The sequence below is a fragment of the Streptomyces sp. NPDC050619 genome, from assembly GCF_040654815.1.
Lineage (GTDB): Bacteria > Actinomycetota > Actinomycetes > Streptomycetales > Streptomycetaceae > Streptomyces.
Genome location: NZ_JBFAIR010000010.1, coordinates 130,894 through 150,076 on the forward strand (window position 1 = coordinate 130,894; position 19,183 = coordinate 150,076).

The 19,183-nt window shown below is 69.8% G+C and carries 19 protein-coding genes, 1 tRNA gene and 1 pseudogene; 14 read left to right on the forward strand and 7 right to left on the reverse strand.

What is annotated here, in order from left to right; translation table 11 throughout:
- Positions 1–62: 62 nt before the first annotated feature.
- The 4 genes from AB0I77_RS18510 to rdgB all read left to right on the forward strand — a co-directional run bounded on the left by AB0I77_RS18510 (position 63) and on the right by rdgB (position 2,478).
- Positions 63–296: a PTS glucose/sucrose transporter subunit IIB gene (locus AB0I77_RS18510; RefSeq protein WP_363283637.1), complete on the forward strand. Its 234-nt coding sequence runs from the start codon at positions 63–65 to the stop codon at positions 294–296.
- Between the two features lie 84 nt (positions 297–380).
- Complete coding sequence (rph, locus tag AB0I77_RS18515; RefSeq protein ID WP_363283638.1) at positions 381–1,118, forward strand: ribonuclease PH; 738 nt, start codon at positions 381–383, stop codon at positions 1,116–1,118.
- A gap of 155 nt (positions 1,119–1,273) precedes the next feature.
- Positions 1,274–1,681, forward strand: a complete 408-nt coding sequence (locus AB0I77_RS18520; RefSeq protein ID WP_363283639.1) for a hypothetical protein — start codon at positions 1,274–1,276, stop codon at positions 1,679–1,681.
- Positions 1,682–1,875: 194 nt separating this feature from the next.
- Complete coding sequence (gene rdgB / locus AB0I77_RS18525; RefSeq protein ID WP_363283640.1) at positions 1,876–2,478, forward strand: RdgB/HAM1 family non-canonical purine NTP pyrophosphatase; 603 nt, start codon at positions 1,876–1,878, stop codon at positions 2,476–2,478.
- A gap of 49 nt (positions 2,479–2,527) precedes the next feature.
- Here the strand turns inward: rdgB and AB0I77_RS18530 are convergent.
- The 3 genes from AB0I77_RS18530 to bcp form a co-directional block, all read right to left on the reverse strand.
- A tRNA-Leu gene (locus tag AB0I77_RS18530) sits at positions 2,528–2,610 on the reverse strand.
- A gap of 32 nt (positions 2,611–2,642) precedes the next feature.
- A complete protein-coding gene (locus AB0I77_RS18535) occupies positions 2,643–4,187 on the reverse strand; it encodes a hypothetical protein (protein ID WP_363283641.1) in 1,545 nt (514 codons plus the stop codon).
- 141 nt (positions 4,188–4,328) lie between these two features.
- Positions 4,329–4,796: a thioredoxin-dependent thiol peroxidase gene (gene bcp / locus AB0I77_RS18540; RefSeq protein WP_363283642.1), complete on the reverse strand. Its 468-nt coding sequence runs from the start codon at positions 4,794–4,796 to the stop codon at positions 4,329–4,331.
- A 93-nt stretch (positions 4,797–4,889) separates the two neighbouring features.
- Between bcp and AB0I77_RS18545 the strand changes: the two genes are divergently transcribed.
- Positions 4,890–5,219, forward strand: coding sequence for a DUF3618 domain-containing protein (locus AB0I77_RS18545; RefSeq protein WP_363283643.1), 330 nt, complete (start codon positions 4,890–4,892; stop codon positions 5,217–5,219).
- 44 nt (positions 5,220–5,263) lie between these two features.
- On the forward strand, positions 5,264–5,620 hold the full coding sequence (locus AB0I77_RS18550; protein ID WP_363283644.1) for a co-chaperone GroES: 357 nt from the start codon (positions 5,264–5,266) through the stop codon (positions 5,618–5,620).
- Between the two features lie 94 nt (positions 5,621–5,714).
- Here AB0I77_RS18550 and AB0I77_RS18555 read toward each other — a convergent pair whose 3' ends face one another.
- Entirely contained in the window at positions 5,715–8,108 is a 2,394-nt protein-coding gene (locus AB0I77_RS18555; RefSeq protein WP_363283645.1) for a transglycosylase domain-containing protein, read from the reverse strand.
- A gap of 226 nt (positions 8,109–8,334) precedes the next feature.
- On the opposite strand from AB0I77_RS18555, the gene AB0I77_RS18560 reads away from it, so the two are divergent.
- The 4 genes from AB0I77_RS18560 (at position 8,335) to AB0I77_RS18575 (ending at position 11,825) form a co-directional block, all read left to right on the forward strand.
- A complete protein-coding gene (locus AB0I77_RS18560) occupies positions 8,335–9,135 on the forward strand; it encodes an ABC-2 family transporter protein (RefSeq protein ID WP_363283646.1) in 801 nt (266 codons plus the stop codon).
- On the forward strand, positions 9,128–9,949 hold the full coding sequence (locus AB0I77_RS18565; protein ID WP_363283647.1) for an ABC transporter permease: 822 nt from the start codon (positions 9,128–9,130) through the stop codon (positions 9,947–9,949). Before AB0I77_RS18560 ends, AB0I77_RS18565 begins: the two co-directional genes overlap by 8 nt.
- A 6-nt stretch (positions 9,950–9,955) precedes the next feature.
- Positions 9,956–10,942 carry an ATP-binding cassette domain-containing protein gene (locus AB0I77_RS18570; RefSeq protein ID WP_363283648.1) on the forward strand — a complete coding sequence of 329 codons (987 nt, stop codon included), beginning with the start codon at positions 9,956–9,958 and terminating at the stop codon, positions 10,940–10,942.
- 64 nt (positions 10,943–11,006) lie between these two features.
- Complete coding sequence (locus AB0I77_RS18575; RefSeq protein ID WP_363283649.1) at positions 11,007–11,825, forward strand: DUF1707 domain-containing protein; 819 nt, start codon at positions 11,007–11,009, stop codon at positions 11,823–11,825.
- A 46-nt stretch (positions 11,826–11,871) separates the two neighbouring features.
- Here AB0I77_RS18575 and AB0I77_RS18580 read toward each other — a convergent pair whose 3' ends face one another.
- A complete protein-coding gene (locus tag AB0I77_RS18580; protein WP_363283650.1) occupies positions 11,872–13,203 on the reverse strand; it encodes an SGNH/GDSL hydrolase family protein in 1,332 nt (443 codons plus the stop codon).
- 194 nt (positions 13,204–13,397) lie between these two features.
- On the opposite strand from AB0I77_RS18580, the gene AB0I77_RS18585 reads away from it, so the two are divergent.
- Both AB0I77_RS18585 and AB0I77_RS18590 read left to right on the forward strand, forming a co-directional pair.
- Complete coding sequence (locus AB0I77_RS18585) at positions 13,398–14,789, forward strand: DUF445 domain-containing protein (RefSeq protein ID WP_363283651.1); 1,392 nt, start codon at positions 13,398–13,400, stop codon at positions 14,787–14,789.
- 60 nt (positions 14,790–14,849) lie between these two features.
- Positions 14,850–15,146, forward strand: a complete 297-nt coding sequence (locus AB0I77_RS18590) for a hypothetical protein (RefSeq protein WP_363283810.1) — start codon at positions 14,850–14,852, stop codon at positions 15,144–15,146.
- On the opposite strand, the pseudogene AB0I77_RS18595 reads toward AB0I77_RS18590, so the two are convergent.
- Positions 15,041–15,307 (reverse strand): annotated as a pseudogene (locus tag AB0I77_RS18595) (MFS transporter); the annotation flags it as partial. The gene AB0I77_RS18590 and the pseudogene AB0I77_RS18595 sit on opposite strands and share 106 nt — an antisense overlap.
- On the opposite strand from AB0I77_RS18595, the gene AB0I77_RS18600 reads away from it, so the two are divergent.
- Positions 15,195–16,334: an MFS transporter gene (locus AB0I77_RS18600; RefSeq protein ID WP_363283652.1), complete on the forward strand. Its 1,140-nt coding sequence runs from the start codon at positions 15,195–15,197 to the stop codon at positions 16,332–16,334. The pseudogene AB0I77_RS18595 and the gene AB0I77_RS18600 sit on opposite strands and share 113 nt — an antisense overlap.
- A gap of 532 nt (positions 16,335–16,866) precedes the next feature.
- Here the strand turns inward: AB0I77_RS18600 and AB0I77_RS18605 are convergent.
- A complete protein-coding gene (locus tag AB0I77_RS18605) occupies positions 16,867–18,345 on the reverse strand; it encodes an alginate lyase family protein (RefSeq protein ID WP_363283801.1) in 1,479 nt (492 codons plus the stop codon).
- Between the two features lie 197 nt (positions 18,346–18,542).
- On the opposite strand from AB0I77_RS18605, the gene AB0I77_RS18610 reads away from it, so the two are divergent.
- Entirely contained in the window at positions 18,543–18,902 is a 360-nt protein-coding gene (locus AB0I77_RS18610; protein ID WP_363283653.1) for a VOC family protein, read from the forward strand.
- Positions 18,903–19,183 lie beyond the last annotated feature (281 nt).

Here is a 19,183-nt window from a genome sequence, read left to right on the forward strand (position 1 = left end):
GTAGCACGATGAAGGTTGCATAAGGAACCCACGAATCCAGTTCGCTCGCAGGGAGACGGAACATGGCCAGCAAGGCTGAGAAGATCGTTGCCGGGCTCGGTGGCATCGACAACATCGAAGAGGTCGAGGGCTGCATCACGCGCCTGCGCACAGAGGTCCGCGACGCCTCGCTGGTCGACGAGGCCGCGCTGAAGGCCGCCGGCGCCCACGGTGTCGTCAAGATGGGCACCGCCATCCAGGTCGTCATCGGCACCGACGCCGATCCGATCGCGGGGGACATCGAAGACATGATGTAAGCGGGCCCCGGTCGCACTCACTCGTCAGGGGCTCTTCCCACCGCGGGACGAGCCCCTCGCGCAGGTACGACTAGGCTCGACGCCATGTCTCGAATCGACGGCCGCACCCCCGAACAACTCCGCCCGGTCACCATCGAACGCGGCTGGAGCAAGCACGCCGAAGGCTCCGTCCTCGTCTCCTTCGGCGACACGAAGGTCTTCTGCACCGCCTCCGTCACCGAAGGCGTACCGCGCTGGCGCAAGGGCAGCGGCGAGGGCTGGGTCACCGCCGAGTACTCCATGCTGCCCCGCGCCACCAACACCCGCGGCGACCGCGAATCCGTCCGCGGCAAGATCGGCGGCCGCACCCACGAGATCAGCCGCCTCATCGGCCGCTCCCTGCGCGCGGTCATCGACTACAAGGCCCTCGGCGAGAACACGATCGTCCTGGACTGCGACGTGTTGCAGGCCGACGGCGGCACGCGTACGGCGGCCATCACCGGCGCCTACGTGGCGCTGGCCGACGCGATCGCCTGGGCCCAGGGCAAGAAGCTGATCAAGGCGGGCCGCCAGCCGCTGACGGGGACGGTCAGCGCGGTGTCGGTGGGCATCGTGGGCGGCGTCCCTCTCCTGGACCTCTGCTACGAGGAGGACGTCCGCGCCGAGACCGACATGAACGTCGTCTGCACCGGTGACGGACGCTTCGTCGAGGTCCAAGGCACGGCCGAGGCCGAGCCCTTCGCCCGCGACGAGCTCAACTCCCTGCTGGACCTCGCGGTTTCCGGCTGCGAGGAACTCGCTGTCCTTCAGCACAAGGCACTTGATACGGTCCTCGAAAGGTAAAGGGCACACCAAGGACGCATCAAGGGGGACCGTCGAAAGGGGCAACCCCGCCGACCACCCTCGCGTCCCTACGAGTACGGGCGCACGGCACACCACCGTGCGCCCGGCCAGCACGGGGGGCCTGTTCAGGCCTGAGCAACGGGAGGAACATTTCCATGGCCGCGAGCCGCCGCCGAAGTCGTAGTCGCCGTACCGCCATCGCCGCCGCCGTCGCGGCCGTCGGACTGACGGTCGGCCTGACCACCGGCTGCGACGCCGTCAACAAGGCACTGGACTGCGTCCAGACCGCCGACGCCATCGCCGACAGCGTCACGGAACTCCAGCAGGCCGTGGAGAGCGCGTCGAACGACCCGACGCAGCTGGAAGAATCCCTCAACTCGATCGACAAGAACCTCGACAAGATCGGCGACAAGACCGACAACACGGACGTCAACAAGGCGGTCGACGACCTGAGTACCGCGGTCGGCAATGTCCGTACGTCCGTCAAGAACGGCGACGAGACGCCCGACCTCAGCCCGGTCACGGACGCGGCGGGCGAACTGACCAAGGTGTGCACTCCGTAAGACCGACCGGCAATTGGAGGGCGGCGTCGCGGGGTCTGGCACGCACATCTGCCGCGTTGTCGTCGGTCGCGATGGCTCCGCCATCACTCCCTCCTCCGCCTTGCAGCTGCACGCACCAGACCCCGCTCCTTCTCCCGCCCTCCAATTGCCGGTCGGTCTAAGTCCTGGTCGGCCGGGCCGGGATACTGGTCGCCATGACACGCCTGATCCTCGCCACCCGCAACGCCGGAAAGATCACCGAACTCCGGGCGATCCTCGCCGACGCAGGCCTGCCCCACGACCTGGTCGGCGCGGACGCCTATCCCGACGTACCCGACGTCAAGGAAACGGGCGTCACCTTCGCCGAGAACGCGCTGTTGAAGGCCCACGCCCTCGCCCAGGCCACGGGCCTGCCCGCGGTGGCCGACGACTCGGGCCTGTGCGTCGACGTCCTGAACGGCGCGCCCGGCATCTTCTCCGCCCGATGGTCGGGCCGCCATGGCGACGACCGAGCGAATCTGGAACTGCTGCTGGCCCAGCTCGCCGACATCCCTGACGAACACCGTGGCGCGCACTTCGCCTGCGCGGCGGCGCTGGCGTTGCCGGACGGCACGGAGCGGGTCGTCGAGGGCCGGCTGCGGGGAGTGCTGCGGCATGCTCCGACCGGCACGAACGGGTTCGGGTACGACCCGATCCTTCAGCCGGAGGGGGAGACGCGGACGTGCGCCGAGCTGAGCGCGGAGGAGAAGAACGCGATCAGCCATCGGGGAGAGGCGTTCAGGGGGCTGGTGCCGGTGGTGCGGGAGTTGTTGGGCTGAGGGGCGAAGGGCCGTGAGGGGCCGTCCAGTTGGACGACCCCTCTCTGTGTGCGGCCGATGGGAGTCGAACCCACATGGGCAAATGCCCCGAGGCACCTAAAACCTCTGCTTATACCATTCAGCAACGGCCGCGTGCGTGCCCATGCTACCGGGGACGGGGCCCGTCAGCCGATGGCGGTGCCTGATGAGATCGTCCTCGTCGGCGGCGTGTAGACGCGGTATCCGGCGAGCGCCGGTGGCGCGGGCAGTGGGCGCCAGGGCCAGTCGGCGGCGTAGCCGGGCGGGGTGCCGGTGGGAGGGACCAGAACGGCGACGTTCTGGTGCTGGGCGGCGGCCCGGATGCCGGCGAGGGTGATGTTGACGTTCGGCCCGTGGGTGGCGATGGACAGGCACTGGGCGTAGTAGGCGATCGGGACCGTCGTCGGGCCGCTCACCAGGCAGGGCGGCCGGATGCCCAGCTCGTGCAGGCCGTCCGCGATGTGCGCCCAGTCACGGTGCTGGGCGTCGGTGCGCGCCGCCAGGCGAGAGAGGACGACGTACTGGATGGCCAGATGCCCGATCACCGCCAGGCCGACCAGTGACGCCGTGACGGGGCGCCACCGGCGGCGGGCGGCGCCGATGGCCAGCCAGGCCAGGCAGTCCGCGACCGGGATGGCGAGCAGAGCGTAGGTGGGCAGCAGGAAGCGGGGGGCCGCGTAGTCGACGAAGAGCAGGTACGGAACGGCCGACGTCACCGCGCACGCCGTGAGCAGCAGGGTGTCGTGGGCTCTGCGGGACCTGACGGCGAGCGCCACGCCGCCCGCGACGAGGACCGGCAGGGCGAACCACCACACGGCCAGGGCCGGGTTCGGCCAGGGTGCGTCGCAGGGTCGGCAGATGCTGAGGCCGGGAAGGGTGCGCAGCTGGTCACCGACCGCGATGTTCCAGCCGAGGCCGCCCTGGATCTCGCTGGCCCGCTCCAGTCGTGCGGTCAGGCCGCCGTGACTGGTGTACGCCTCGATGACCCACTGGGCCGCACCCGCAACCAGTCCGAGCACGACGGCCGCGAACAGTGCCGGGCGGCGCCAGCGGCGTACCAGCAGGGGAGCGGCGACGAGCGGCACGGCGACCCAGACCGCGTCGGTGGGCCGCATCAACGCCATGACGGCGGCGCACGCGCCCAGGCCCCACAGCGCGGCGCGGTCGGCGCGGTCGGCCGCCGCGCGCAGGAAGCAGCCGACCGCGCCCAGACCGGCGAGGGCCACCCAGAGGTTGGGCATGGCCTGCGGGCCGTAGAAGACGGTGATCCACAGGCCGCAGAAGAGCAGGCCGGCAAAGGCCAGGACGCCGGGCGGACGCCTTCCGCGCCACACCCGCATCACGAGGAAGAGCGCGAGCCCGGAGACGACGGCCAGGTAGACCCGCAGCGCGGCGGTCGACGAGGTCCAGGCGGTGACCGGCCACACCAGCACGGACACCCCCCGGGCACGAGGGGCGCTGAAGGCGGTGGCCGGCGCGTGCGAGCTGACCTGGCTGACGTAGATGACCTCGTCCCAGCCCAGACCCATACCCGGCGGGACGAGCAGTAGCTGGGCGAGGGTGAACGCCGAGGCCACCGCCGCCGGCCAGGGCCACCACGGCCGCGCGGCCCGAGCCGGAGGGGTGTGTCGGTCGTCGAACTTAGGCGTGTCCGCCCTGGGGGCGCCGGACACGGACAGGTCCCGCCGCATGGCCGGTCCTCCTCCTGGTCGGTTTCTCCCAGCCAAGGCCCAGGGAAGGAAGTGGGCAGCTTGTGGGGACCGAACGGATGAGTGCGGGGCCATGCCGGGGCCGGAGACGGGACACCGGCCAGTCCGGGGGACGGGGCTTGTTCAGATACCCAGATCCTTGATGATCTTCGCCACGTGGCCCGTCGCCCGCACGTTGTACAGCGCGCGTTCCACCTTGCCGTCCTCGTCCACGATCACCGTGGAGCGGATGACGCCCATGTACGTCTTGCCGTAGTTCTTCTTCTCGCCGAAGGCGGCGTAGGCCTCGGTGACCGTCTTGTCGGGGTCCGCGAGGAGGGTGATCTTCAGGGATTCCTTCTCGCGGAACTTGGCCAGCTTCTCCGGCTTGTCCGGGGAGATGCCGATCACGTCGTAGCCCGCGCCGGCCAGCAGTTCCAGGTTGTCCGTGAAGTCGCAGGCCTGCTTCGTGCAGCCGGGGGTCAGCGCCGCCGGGTAGAAGTAGACGATGACCTTGCGGCCTTTGTGGTCCGACAGGGAGACGTCGTTGCCGTCGGCGTCGGGGAGGGTGAAGGCGGGGGCGGTGTCGCCCGGCTGCAGTCGCTCGCTCATCGAACCAGCGTAACCGGGGGTCCTGACAGTGCGGTGACCCCTGGAGCTGACAGACTGTCCGCAACAGCATCAGCAGACTTCGGAGGCCGTACCGTGGCGGACACGTCGGACACGAGAACCCCGGCGCAGATCGAGGCGGACATCAGGCGCCGCCGCGACATGCTGGCCGAGACGCTCGACGAGATCGGGGTGCGGGTGCATCCCAAGACGATCGTCGGCGACGCCAAGGCCAAGGTGGTCTCGAACATTGATCACACGCTGGGGCGGGCCTATGTCGGGGTCAATCGGGCGGTGAGTGACGTCAAGGCCCAGTTCGTCGACGAAAAGGGCGCGCCTCGGCTGGAGCGGGTCGTGCCCGCCGCGCTCGTGGTGGTCGGGGTCGTGGGGCTGCTCGCCCTCGGAACCCGGCGTCGTAAGAGCTGACCCGACGGCTTACGGATGCGGCCATGGCAGGTAGGTTCGAGGGCGTGAGCGCCAAGAGGAACGAGCACAGTACCCAGCACGACAAGCTGCCCATCCGGATGCTGCACGACCGTGTACTCGTGCGGCAGGACACCAGCGAGGGCGAGCGGCGTTCGGGCGGCGGCATTCTGATCCCCGCCACGGCTGCCGTGGGCCGTCGGCTGGCGTGGGCCGAGGTCGTCGCCGTGGGGCAGAACGTACGGACCGTGGAGCCCGGTGACCGGGTTCTGTTCGACCCGGAGGACCGGGCCGAGGTCGAGGTGCGGGGCATCGGGTACGTGCTCATGCGTGAGCGTGATCTGCACGCGGTGGCCGCGGACCGGTTCGAGGGGTCCGAGGACTCCACGGGCCTGTACCTCTAGAACACCCCTGGATCAGACACCTCTGGATCAGCTACCTGAAGATCGACGGCGAAGGGGGCCGGTGACCATCGTCACCGGCCCCCTTCGCCGTGTCTCACTGCCTTCTTGTCGCAGCCAGCTGCGGTACCACCCCGCCGTCCGTCGTCGTCCCCCCGCCGGTGTCTCCCGTGTCGCCGCCGGTCGCGTCACCCCCCGTGTCGCCGCCGGTTGTCGGGTCGCCGGTGTCGCCGCCCGTGGGCGGGGTGCTGCTCGTCGTGCCGCCGGTGGTCGGGGTGCTGCCGGTCGTGCCGCCGGTTGTCGGGTCGCCGCCCGTGGTGCCGGGTGTGCCGCCGTCGGTCGGTGTTCCGCCCGTCTCGCCCGGCGTCGCGGTTTCCTGGCCGCCGGTGGTGGTGCCGCCGTTGTCCTGGGTGCCCGTGGTCGGGTCGGACGGGAATGCGGTGACCGGGGGCTCTGTCTCCTCGGCGCCCGGCTGGAGTTGGAGGTCGAAGTCGGTGACCGGCTTGCCCTTGAGGGCGTCCTTGGTGAACTGGGCCCAGATCTCGGCGGGCGCCCCGCCGCCATTGATCCGCTCCAGGCCCATCGCGTTGTACAGCGACTTGTGGGCGGCGGTGACCGGGTCCTGGCCCATGACGGAGACCACGGTCGCGAGCTCGGGGGTGAAGCCGGCGAACCAGGCGGCCGTGTCCTCCTCGGCGGTGCCGGTCTTGCCCGCGGCGGGGCGGCCGGCGGCCTGGGCGGCGGTGGCGGTGCCGTTCTCGACGACGCTCTGGAGGACCGAGGTCGTGGTGTCGGCGGCCTCGCGGCTGACGGCCTGGCTGGTCTTGCGCCGGGGCAGCTCGACGGTGTCCTTGCCGTCCTTGGTGATCTTGTCGATCATCGTGTACGTGCCGTGCCGGCCGTGGTTGGCGAGCGTGGCGTAGGCCTGCGCCATGTCCAGGACGCTGGCGGTGGACGGGCCGAGCGCGATGGACGGGGACGCGGTCAGGTCGGGGGTGCCGGCGGGGATACCCAGGTCGATCGCGGTCTGCTTGACCTTGTCGGAGCCGACGTCGACGGCCATCTGCGCGTACACCGAGTTGACGGACTTGTCGGTGGCCTCGCGCGCGGTGATGTCGCCGTAGGAGACCTGGTCCTCGTTCTCGGGGGCGTAGGTGCCGCCGTTCCAGCCCACGACGGGGCGCTTGTTGGTGCCGTCGTAGATCGTGTTCGGGGTGATGACGCGGCCGTCCTGCGTCTCGGAGTGGTTCTGGACGGCGGAGGTGAACACGAACGGCTTGAAGGTGGAGCCGACCTGGAAGTCGCCGCGGGTGGCGTTGTTCGTGTACTGCTTCACGTAGTCGATGCCGCCGTACATGGCGATCACCTTGCCGGTCTTGGGGTCGACCGCGGCGCCGCCCGCGCGGACGTAGGTGTCGACCTTGCGGTTCTTCTTGTCGAGCTTGGACATCAGCTGGTCGTCGACCGCGTTGACGAAGGCGTTCTGCTTGCTCTTCTGGAGAGTGGTGGTGATGCGGTAGCCGCCGGCGGCGAGCTGGTCCTTGTCGAGGATCTTGTTCTCGGTGAGGTAGTCCTTGATCGCGTCGACGATGTAGCCGCGCTGCCCGGACATGCCGGTGGAGACGGTGGCCTCCTTCGGCATCGGGAACTTCATGCCGGCCCGGTCGGACGCGCTCAGCCAGCCCTTGGTGACCATGCCGTCCAGGACGTAGTTCCAACGGGCCTGGGCGGCGGCCTTGTTCTCCGGGTGGGCGACGACGTCGTACTCGCTGGGCGCGTTGACCAGCGCGGCGAGGTAGGCGCCCTGGGCCGCGGTGAGCTCGCCCGCGTCGATGCCGTAGTAGGCCTGGGCGGCGGCCTGCATGCCGTAGGAATTGCGGCCGAAGAAGCTGGTGTTGAGGTAGCCCTCCAGGATCTGGTCCTTGGACTCGGTCCGGTCCAGCTTGATCGAGATGAAGAACTCCTTCACCTTTCGGGTGACGGTCTGTTCCTGCGCCAGGTAGTAGTTCTTGACGTACTGCTGGGTGATCGTGGAGCCGGACTGCTTGCCCTTGCCGGTGGCGGTGTTCCAGGCGGCGCGGACCATCGCCTTGGGGTCGATGGCGGACTCGGTGTAGAAGTCGCGGTCCTCGGCGGCCAGGACGGCGTGCTGGGCGTCCTTGGAGATCTGGCCGAGGGGGACGATCTCCCGGTTGACCTCGCCGTCGCGGGCGAGCTGGCTGCCGTCCGCGTAGAGGTAGACGTTGCTCTGCTGGGTGGCGAGCGCGTTGGCGGGCGGGATGTTGACCATCGAGTAGCCGAGGAAGAACAGCCCGATCAGGAGCAGGACGCCCATGACGAACGCGCCGAGCACCATGCGCCAGGTGGGGATGATCCGGCGCCAGCCGGTGCGCCTCGGGCGACCCGGCTTCTTCCCGGCCGGTTCAGCCGCCTGTGGCTCTCTCTGTGCCCAGCCCGGGCTCGGCTGCTGCGGCTGCGGCTCGTCACTCATCTCGTGCACGGACTCCTGTTGATTCGCGTCGTACGTTCCCGTACGCCCTCGTACGCCTTCTGCGTCCCCTGTTGAAGACTCTCGCACCAGGCGTTCCGTTCCCGGCAATCGGCACGTGTTGCACCCGGAAAACGCCTGGCAGGTCACGTCGGCCGCGTACTAGGCTCCTGCGCTTCGGTGTCAAACAGGCTCAGACGGACCTCAGACGGACTGGGAGGCGACGGCGGTGGGCTCGGCGCGGTTGTACGCGGCTGTCGCGACGGGGGGTTTCCGACGATACGCGACGTATCGGGCGGCCACGGCGGCGGGGGTGTTCACGAATACCGTCTTCGGGCTCATCCTCGTCTACACCTATCTGGCGCTGTGGGACGAGCGGCCGCACCTCGGAGGGTACGACGAGGCGCAGGCGGTCACCTATGTGTGGCTGGGGCAGGCGCTGTTCGCGGCGCTGGCCATCCAGGGCGGCGGCTTCGAGATCGAGCTCATGGAACGCATCCGTACGGGTGACATCGCGATCGACCTCTACCGGCCGGCCGACCTCCAACTGTGGTGGCTGGCAAGCGATCTGGGCAGGTCGCTGTTCCAGCTCCTGGGGCGGGGTGTGGTCCCCTTCGCCTTCGGGGCGCTCTTCTTCCCGGCGGCGCTGCCGCGCGATCCGTCGACCTGGCTGGCGTTCCTGGTCGCGGTCCTGCTCGGGGCGGTCGTCAGCTTCGGGATCCGCTACCTGGTGGCGCTGAGCGCGTTCTGGCTGCTGGACGGCAAGGGCATGTTGCAGCTCCTGATGATCACCGGGGTGTTCTGCTCGGGGATGACACTGCCGCTGAACGTCTTCCCGGGGGCGCTCGGCGAGGTCGTACGGGCCCTGCCGTGGTCGGCCCTGTTGCAGCTGCCCGCGGATGTCCTGATGGGGAAGACCGACCCGCTGGGTGCCTACGCCTTCGCGGCGGCCTGGGCCGTGGCGCTGCTGGCGGCCGGGCGGCTGTTGCAGTCGGCGGCGACACGGCGGGTGGTGGTCCAGGGTGGGTGAGACGAACCGTCTGGTGGACGGGCTGCGCGCCTACGGGCTGATCGCCGGGATGTGGATCCGCTCCAGCCTGGCCTACCGCACCTCCTTCGCCATGACCGTGCTCGGCAATCTGCTGCTGTCCGGGCTCGACTTCGTCGCGATCTTGCTGATGTTCTCGCAGGTCGACTCGCTGGGCGGCTACTCCCTGCCCGAGGTCGCCCTGCTGTACGGCCTGTCCGTCACGTCCTTCGGTCTCACGGACCTGATGTGCAACTCGCTGGGTCAGCTGGGCCAACGGGTGCGTGACGGCACGCTCGACACGCTGTTCGTGCGGCCGGCGCCGGTGCTCGCGCAGGCCGCGGCGGACCGCTTCGCGCTGCGCCGGGTCGCCCGTCTCACGCAGGGGGCGCTGGTGCTGGGCTACGCGCTCGTCGCGGTCGACGTCGACTGGACCCCGCTGAAGGTGCTGCTGCTGCCGGTCATGCTGGTCAGCGGCGCGGCGATCTTCGGCGCGGTGTTCGTCGCGGGCGCGTCCTTCCAGATCCTGGTGCAGGACGCCGCCGAGGTGCAGAGCGCGTTCACGTACGGCGGTACGACGCTTCTCCAGTACCCGCCCAGCGTGTTCGGCAAGGAGTTGGTGCGCGGGGTGACCTTCGTGTTCCCGCTGGCCTTCGTCAACTGGGTGCCCGCGGCCTACGTGTTGGGGCGGCCGTATCCGCTCGGCCTTCCTCAGTGGGCGGCGTTCGCACCGCCGCTGGTGGCGGCGGGCTGCTGTGCGCTGTCCGGGCTGGCCTGGCGGGCGGGTCTGCGGTCGTATCGGAGTACGGGGAGCTGAGGGTTCATGGATGGTCCTTTCACGGATGGCCGTTTCATTGATGTCGACCGCGTCGAGAAGGTCTTCGACGTGCGCAAGAAGACCGGCTTCCTGAAGCGGGAGCGGCGGCAGGTGCGGGCGGTCGACTCGATCTCCTTCACCGTGGCGCGCGGCGAGATGGTCGGCTACATCGGTCCGAACGGCGCCGGGAAGTCGACGACGATCAAGATGCTCACCGGCATCCTGACGCCGAGCGGCGGCCGGCTGCGGGTCGCGGGCATCGACCCGTCCCGGGAGCGGATGCGGCTGGCGCACCGGATCGGGGTGGTGTTCGGGCAGCGTACGACGCTGTGGTGGGACCTGCCGCTGATCGACTCCTACCGGCTGATGCACCGCATGTACCGCATCCCGGACGGCCGTTACCGCGAGAACCTCGACCGGCTCGTCGAACTCCTCGAACTGGCCGACCTGCTGGACGTGCCGGTACGGCAGCTCTCGCTCGGCCAGCGGATGCGCGGCGACATCGCGGCGGCCCTGCTGCACGACCCGGAGGTGCTGTACCTCGACGAGCCGACGATCGGTCTGGACGTCGTGTCCAAGGCCAAGGTGCGTGATTTCCTGCGGGAGTTGAACATCGAGCAGGGCACGACGGTGCTGCTGACCACGCACGACCTCCAGGACATCGAGCAGTTGTGCTCGCGCGTGATGGTCATCGACCACGGGCGGAAGATGTACGACGGTCCGCTCACCGGCCTGCACGAGGCGGGGGACAGCGAGCGGATCCTGGTGGTGGACCTGGAGCGGGAGCTGCCGCCGATCGAGGCGCCGCCGCCCGCGCGGGTCGTACGCGTGGACGGGCCGCGGCAGTGGCTGGCCTTCCCGGCGTCCGAGTCGGCGGCGCCGCTGGTGGCGCGGATCGCGGCGGAGTATCCGCTGGTGGACCTGTCGGTGCGGGAGCCGGACATCGAGGCGGTGATCGCCAAGATGTATGTGGAGCGGGCGGCGACCGCTTAGTGGCTGCCATGCGCCCGCCTGGCTCCCGTAGTGCCCGCCGCCCGGAACTCGTAGGCTGGCGGGTATGACCGAGGATGCCCCGGAGCTGCGCGCCTCCGACGCCGATCGTGAACGAGTCGCCGAGGTCCTGCGGGACGCCCTCGCGGAGGGGCGCCTCGACATGGAGGAGTTCGAGGAACGGCTGGATCAGACGTACAAGGCGCGCACGTACGGCGAACTCGCACCGATCACCCGGGACTTGCCGACCGCCGCGCAGGCCGCCGTCGCTCCCCGGCTGTCGATGACCAAGGAACCCGAGCGGAGCGGGAGTTGGGCGGGGCGGATCGTCGGCGGCGAGGGCTCGTCGACGTGGGCCGTGGCCGTCATGTCGGGTTTCCAGCGCAAGGGCCGCTGGACGGTGCCGAAGCGGTTCACCTCCTTCGCCTTCTGGGGCGGCGGCGAGATCGATCTGCGCGAGGCGAACTTCGCGGACGGCGAGGTCGTGATCAACTGCGTCGCGATCATGGGCGGGATCCAGGTGACCGTGCCGCCGGGCGTCGAGGTCCTGGTGCGCGGCATCGGCATCATGGGCGGCTTCGATCACCGCGAAGAGGGCGTGCCGGGGGATCCGGGCGCGCCGCGGGTGGTCGTGACCGGCTTCGCCTTCTGGGGCGGCGTCGGCGTCGAGCGCAAGCTCACGCGGGCCGAGCGGCTGCGCCTGAAGGAGGAGCGGCGCCAGGAGAAGCTGGAGCGCAAGGAGTCCCGGCGGGAGCTGGGGGAGGGGTACGCGGACGACGTCCACGACGCCCATCACCGGATGCTCGACGGGCACCACGACCTGATGCGGGAGCGGCGGCGGGAGCGCCAGGAGGAGCGGGACCGGCGCCGCCGCGGCGATCACTGACCGGCCTGCGCCTGCTGGCTACAACTTCGCTGGTGCCGACTCCCGGCTACAGCTTCGCCGGTGCCGACCCCTTCAAGTCGGCCAGGTCGAAGGCCGCCGCCATCCGCTCGTATCCCTTGTCGCTCGGGTGGACGTGGTCGCCCGAGTCGTAGTCGGAGCGGATCTTGCGCGGGTCGTAGGGGTCCCGTACGGCCTTGTCGAAGTCGACGACGGCGTCGTAGACCTTGCCCGCGCGGATCTCTGCGTTGATCGTCTGCCGGACGTTCTCGCGGGCGCCGGAGTAGCCGTGGTGGCCGCCGATGGGCATCAGGGTGGCGCCGATGACCTTGATGCCGCGGGCGTGGGCCTGGCGGACCAGGGTGCGCAGTCCGGCGAGGACCTGGTTCGGGTCGGCGAGGTTCGGGTTGCGCAGGATGTCGTTGATGCCGAGGTCGACGATGACGACCTTGACGTTCGAGCGGCCCAGCACGTCCCGGGCGAAGCGGGCCACGCCGGCCTGGTTCTCGGCGGGCCGGCCGAGTCCGTCGGCGAGCACCTGGTTGCCGCCGATTCCCTGGTTGACGACGCTGTAGCGGGGCAGGTCCCGGCCCTCTGCGAGCGCCGTGTGCAGCCGCTGGGAGAGGAGGTCGGGCCAGCGGCGGTTGGCGTTCTCGGTGGAGCCGACGCCGTCGGTGAGCGAGTCGCCGAAGGCGACGACGGTGCCGTCGGCCTCGTCGCTCAGCACGTCCAGCGCGGTCAGGTAGCGCCAGTACTCGGTCTGCCCGGTGTACGCGGTCCCGGTCACGTCCTCGGTGCGGTCGCCCTCGGCGGTGTACGAGACCTGGCGGGCGTGCGGGTGGTAGGTGACCGGACCGGCCTCGGTGGGGGAGTAGGTGGTGACCAGGATGTCGCTGCCGCCGGGGATGGTGATGCGGACGGCGTCGCTGAGCACCTGCTGTCCGGCCGGGACGACGACCGCGGTGGCGCCGCCGAAGGTCAGGCGCCGCATGGTGTCGGCGGCGGCCTCGGCGGTGTCGGTGTCCGCCGCGACGGCGATGGAGGCGTGCGTGATCGTCAGCGGCGACTGGCCGTAGAGATTGGACAGCGTGATGCGGGCACTCGTACCGCCGATGCTCGCGTGCACGACGTTGCGTACCGAGCGGCCCGCCAGGCCGGCGATCTCGGTGCCGGGCTCGGCGCCGACCGGGGAGGCGGACCAGGAGCCGACCCAGACGCCGGTGGAGGCGGGGGCGGCGGCGTCGCGCGATGGATTTCCGCCGGTCAGCGTGGTCCCCTCGCTACCGGCATCGGATGCCACTCCGACGTAGATGGCGGCGGACAGGGCCACGATCACGGCGACGATCGAGGCAAGCAGGGCGTAACCGTGACGCCGGGTCATGCGGTGGTTCTCCTCGGGCGATGGGAGCCCGAGGCCCCGATCTGATGAGCCCATGATGAGTCATGGGCCTGGGGGGGAATGGACGGAACCCCGCCGCGTTCCCCCGACCGGACAGACGCCGGGAACTCTTGTTCCGTTCCGGGAGTCGGTCAGGAAGGGACAATGTGTGAGGGATCACCGAACGGGTGGAGTGGATGGAACGTACGGAAACGGGATCAACGGGATCGTTCGATTCTGGTGAACGGGCCGGAGAGCGGGCCGGAGAGCGGGCTGCCGGTGCCGGAGGGCAGGCTGCCCGCCCCGGCGCCTTCACGAACCGCGCCATGAACACGTTCAGCGCGGCCGACGTGGAGAAGCAGCGCGGCGTGCGCCGGATGAAGCTCACCGCGACCGGGATGCTGCTGTTCGTGGCGCTCGTCTACGTCCTCGCCAAGTGGGCGTCTCACGAGGGCGCCGGCACCTGGGCGGGCTATGTCGCGGCGGCGGCCGAGGCCGGCATGGTCGGCGCGATGGCCGACTGGTTCGCGGTCACCGCCCTCTTCCGCCGCCCCCTCGGCCTGCCCATCCCGCACACCGCGATCATCCCCACCAAGAAGGACCAGCTCGGCGTCTCCCTGGGCGAGTTCGTCGGCGAGAACTTCCTCTCCGAGGATGTCGTACGGCAGCGGCTGCGCGCCGTCGGCATAGGCAGTCGGCTCGGCGCGTGGCTGGCCGTGCCGGAGCACGCCGACCGGGTGACGGCGGAGCTGTCCGCCGCCCTGCGGGGCGCCCTGGCGGTGCTGCGGGACTCCGACGTGCAGGCGGTGGTCGGCGAGGCGATCACCCGCCGGGCCGACGCCCAGGAGATCGCGCCGGGGATCGGCAAGATGCTGGAGAAGGTGGTCGCCGACGGCGGTCACCGGCGGGCCGTCGACCTGGTCGTGTCCCGGGCGCACGACTGGCTGATGCTGCACGGCGACACCGTGATGGACGCCGTGCACGGCGGGGCACCGGGCTGGACCCCGAAGTTCGTCGACAAGCGGGTCGGCGAGCGGGTCTACCGGGAGCTGCTGCGCTTCTGCGCGGAGATGCGGGACATGCCCTCCCACCCGGCGCGCGGCGCCCTCGACCGTTTCCTCACCGACTTCGCCTCCGACCTCCAGTCCGACACGGACACGCGCGCGCGTGTCGAGCGGCTCAAGGGCGAGGTGCTGGGCCGCGGCGAGGTCCAGGATCTGATCGCCTCCGCCTGGACCGCCGTCCGCTCCATGATCGTCTCGGCGGCCGAGGACGAGCGCAGCGAGCTGCGGCTGCGCGTGCGGGCCTCGCTGCTGTCCCTGGGGGCCCGGATGGCCGGCGAGCGGAAGATCCAGGGCAAGGTCGACGGCTGGGTGGAGGGCGCGGCGGTCTACGTCGTCACCACCTACCGCGGGGAGATCACGTCCCTGATCACGGACACGGTGGCGGGCTGGGACGCCGAGCACACGACCAAGAAGATCGAGGCGAATATCGGCCGTGACCTCCAGTTCATTCGGATCAACGGCACGGTGGTGGGGTCGTTGGTGGGGTTGTTGATCTACACGGTGTCGCGGGTGGTGGGGGCGTAGGGGTATCTCGGTAGCGCGAGGGCACCCGTCACGGGTTCTCGCTCGATGAGGAGGGAGCCCATGACCGCCGCCGCACAGGCTGCTACCGGCCGCACCGTGACGACCCGCATTCCCGCCCGCTTGGACCGCCTCCCATGGTCGCGCTGGCACTGGACGATCGTCATCGGTCTCGGCACCGTATGGATCCTCGACGGCCTCGAAGTGACCGTCGTCGGCAACATCGCCGGCCGTCTCTCGGAACCCGGCAGCGGGCTGGCGATCACCTCCGCCAGGGTGATCATGAAGAGCTTCTTACGGCCCCACTTGTCGGTCAGCCGGCCACAGAAGAGGGCGCCGGAGCAGGCGCCGGCCACATAGAGCGCCGCCGCCGCGCTGACCTCCGTCGCCTTCGACACCTGGTGGTTCTTGGCCTTCCGCTTCCTGACCGGCTTCGGCATCGGCGGGGAGTACGCGGCGATCAACTCCGCGATCGACGAGCTGATCCCCGCCCAGTACCGCGGTCGCGTCGACCTGATCATCAACGGCAGCTTCTGGCTGGGCGCGGTCGGCGGTTCGTTGCTGTCGATCGTCGCGCTGAACACCGACCTCTTCGCGATGAACGTGGGCTGGCGGCTGACCTTCGCCCTGGGCGCCGTCCTCGCCCTGGTGATCCTGCTCGTACGACGTCATGTCCCGGAGAGCCCCCGCTGGCTGCTGATCCACGGCCGCGACGAGGAGGCGGAACGGATCGTCTCCTCCATCGAGCGGCGGATCGAGGCCGAGAAGGGGGAGCCGCTGCCGCGGCCCGAGGGCGAGATCACCATCCACCAGCGCCGCGACGTCACCTTCCTGGAGATCGGCCGGACGGTCTTCTCGGACTACCGCAGGCGGGCCGTCCTCGGCTTCTCGCTCTTCATCGGCCAGGCCTTCCTCTACAACGCGATCACCTTCGGCTTCGGCGCGATCCTGACGACGTTCTACGACGTCCCGACCGGCGACACCGGTTACTACTTCGCTGTCATCGCCCTCGGCAACTTCTGCGGCCCGCTGCTGCTGGGCAAGCTGTTCGACACGGTGGGCCGCAAGGTGATGATCTCGTCGACGTATGTGATCTCGGGGTTGCTGCTCTTCGGCACGGCCTGGCTGTTCGACCGCGGCTCACTGAGCGCGGGCACGCTGACGGCCTGCTGGTGCGCGGTGCTGTTCTTCGCCTCCGCGGGCGCCTCCAGCGCCTATCTGACGGTCTCCGAGGTCTTCCCGATGGAGACCCGCGCCATGTCCATCGCCTTCTTCTACGCCCTCGGCACCGCCGCCGGCGGCATCAGCGGCCCACTGCTGTTCGCCGACCTCACCGCAACCGGCAAGGTCGGCGACACGGTCCTCGCCTTCCAGATCGGCGCGGCCCTGATGTGCCTGGCCGGCCTGGTCGCGGCGGCCTTGGCCGTACGGGCGGAACGACGCTCCCTGGAGGACATCGCGAAGCCGCTGACGGCGGCAGCCTCAGCAGGCCATCAGGATCGTTCTGGGATCAGCCCTCATCGCACGTGTGCAAGTCGGATTCCTTGATGGTGAAAAAGTAATTCGCTGGTGTCGGGATCCCTGGGGATGGAGACGCAATTTGCCTCGCCGATCGTGGAACACCCCGTGCCTTGGAACGCCGCGAACTCGCCGGAGAAGTCCCCGCTGTAATCAGTCTGTACCCAGCCCGATCCACTCGGCACATCAAGGCAATGCCCGCTGTTGTTGATGCTGTACGCCGCGGAATGCCCCGGACGCAGAATCGCCAGATGCCCGGTGGCTGTGCCCGCCGCGGCGCTACCCGCACCGACCATCGCGAGGGAACCACTCACCAGCACAGCCGCCGCGAGCTTTGTCGTCAGTTTCGTCAAAGACCTGTTCAATTTTCCACTCTCACATCTAAGAAGGTTGCAGCGTGCATTCGCATTTCCGCCGCAGGTGTGCGAAGACGCGAAAGCAACCATTTGATCTTGCGCAACGGTCCCGCCGTGGTCAAGTTGGGGCCGGAATCTTTTCAGTACCCGCAAGTAGTTATCATTTGCGCCCGAATACTTCTCGTAACCCCTGCGGCCCATGGCACCTACTCGACGCCGCCCCGCCGCACCCGGTCCCGGCGGCGCAGCAGGAGCAGCCCGCCGGCCACGGCGGTGACGCCCGCGGCGGCGGCCCAGCCGACGACGTCCTCGGAGCCGGTGGCGGCGAGGTCACGGCCGGCGCCCGGGGAGGCGGACGCGGAGGCAGTGGCCGCCCCGCCCGTCTGCGGCCGTGCGGCGGAGCCGGAGCCGGTACCTGTGCCCGTACCGGCGTCCGCTCCCGCGCCGGATGCCGTGGCCGCCGGGCTCGGTGAGGACGCCGTATCCGCCGCCCGCTCCCGCGTGAACGTCAGGGTGCCGAAGCCGAGTTGGTCGTAGCCGCCGCTGTTGGGGCCGTAGTCCCCGCCGCCGCCCTCGGGGGCGGACTTGGCGGCGATACGGGTGACGTAGGAGGCGGACAGGCCGCGGCGCTTGGTGTAGTGGTTGGCGATCATGGCCCAGATGGGGCGGGTCATGGCCGGGTCCACGCCGGCGGCTTCGGTGGCGGTCTCGGTGCCGGACCAGCCGTTGATCGCGCCCTTCTTACGGGTGTTGGCGGTGTACGCCACGTCGCCGCCGAGGTTCCACTTCGCCACGTACTGGGCGCCCTTGAGGAAACGGCTGTCGTCGTAGCCGTACAGGTCGATCCCCTGGTTCCAGGCCATCTCGCAGAAGGTGCCCATCAGCCCGACGCCGAGCAGCGCGTGCCCCTGGTCGCGGCCGGCCTCGACCCACTCGGCGAGCCCGTTGTCGTACACGACGGGGATGGCGTGCTTGAGGGAGCCCATTCCGTCACCGTTCTTGAAGTAGTCGACGGCGCGGGCGACTTGGGCCTTGTTCTCGCAGAAGATGCCGGTGGCCAGGACGCAGGCCATGGCGGCGAGGTCCCAGTTGGGCCAGTAGTTGGTGACGACGGCGCCGTTGTGGTCGGCCAGGAAGCTGTCGCTGACCGGAGCGAAGACGTCACTCATCATGGTCTGGAAGCGGCCGAGTTCGAAGTCGCCGTGGTCGCGGACGAGTTCGGCGGCGTTCGCGAACTGGTAGCCGTACAGGCCGGCGGCCAGGAACCGGTCGGCGCTGCCGTCCAGTTTGGTCAGCTTGGCCGACCAGGCGTTGAGGATCGCGACGGCGGTGTCGAGGTGGGTTTCGTCGCCGCTGACGTGTCCGCGCAGGGCGTTCTGGTAGGCGGCGTGGACGTCGTTGTAGAGGGTCGCGTAGTTCTCCGGGGTGCCCGATCCCCGGAACACGGTGGCCTGTGGATTGGGGGTCCAGCCGCTCTGCGCGTGGCGGTTGGCGGTCAGCTTGGCGAAACCGGCGGTGTAGGGGGCGGCGCCCGCCTTCACCTTGGCGGCCATACGGTCCAGGTCGGCGCGGGTGTGCAGCAGGCCGGGGTGCGCGTATGCCGGGCCGGCCGCCGCGGCGGAGCCGGGGGCGAGGGTCGTGGCGATGCCTACGGCTCCGGCTGCCGCACCCGCGGCCTTGAGCATGCTCCGGCGGCTGATCTCTCGTGTCACGTGTTTCGTTCCTCGGGGTCGAATCGCGTGTCTGTGGCGGTGTCCGTGGCTGGGGACGGTGAGGAGACGAGCGAGGGAGGGCCGCGATAACGAAAAATGGAGCACCAGTGGGGCCCTGATGGAGCGCTGATGGAGCGCTGATGGAGCACGTGCGTGAGGAGTGAGGACCGGTGACCGTCCGCAGGATCGTCCCCAACATCCAGGTCGAGTCCGAGGAGGCGCAGGGAACGAGCCGCGACTTCTACGGCCTGCTCGGCTTCGAGGAGGTCATGAACATGGGGTGGGTGACGACCCTGGCGTCCCCCACCAACCCCACCGCCCAGATCAGCTTCTTCACCGAGGAGCGAACGGCAACCGTCGTCCCCGACCTGAGCGTGGAGGTCGAGGACGTCGACGCGGTGTACGCGCAGGTGGTGGGGGCGGGCGCGGAGATCGTACGGGAGCTGCGGGACGAGGAGTGGGGGGTGCGGCGCTTCTTCGTACGGGACCCGAACGGGCGGGTGGTGAATGTGCTGACGCACCGGGGGTGAGGAGTGCGGTGGGCCCTCGGGGCCCGTGCACTGGGCCCTCGGCCTCGGCCTCGGCCCTTCGGCTTCCGGCCTGGCCTCCGGCCTCGGTCTCGGCCCTTCGGCTTCCGGTCTGGTCTTCGGCCTCGGTCTCGGCCCTCTGGCCTCCGGCTACCGGCCTTGGTCCTTTGGCTTCCGGCCCGGTCCGGCTTTCGGTCCGGTTTCCGACTCGGCCTCCGGTTCCGGTCTCGGCCCTTTGGCTTCCGGCCCGGTCTCCGGCTCTGGTCTCGGCCTCTGGCCGCCAG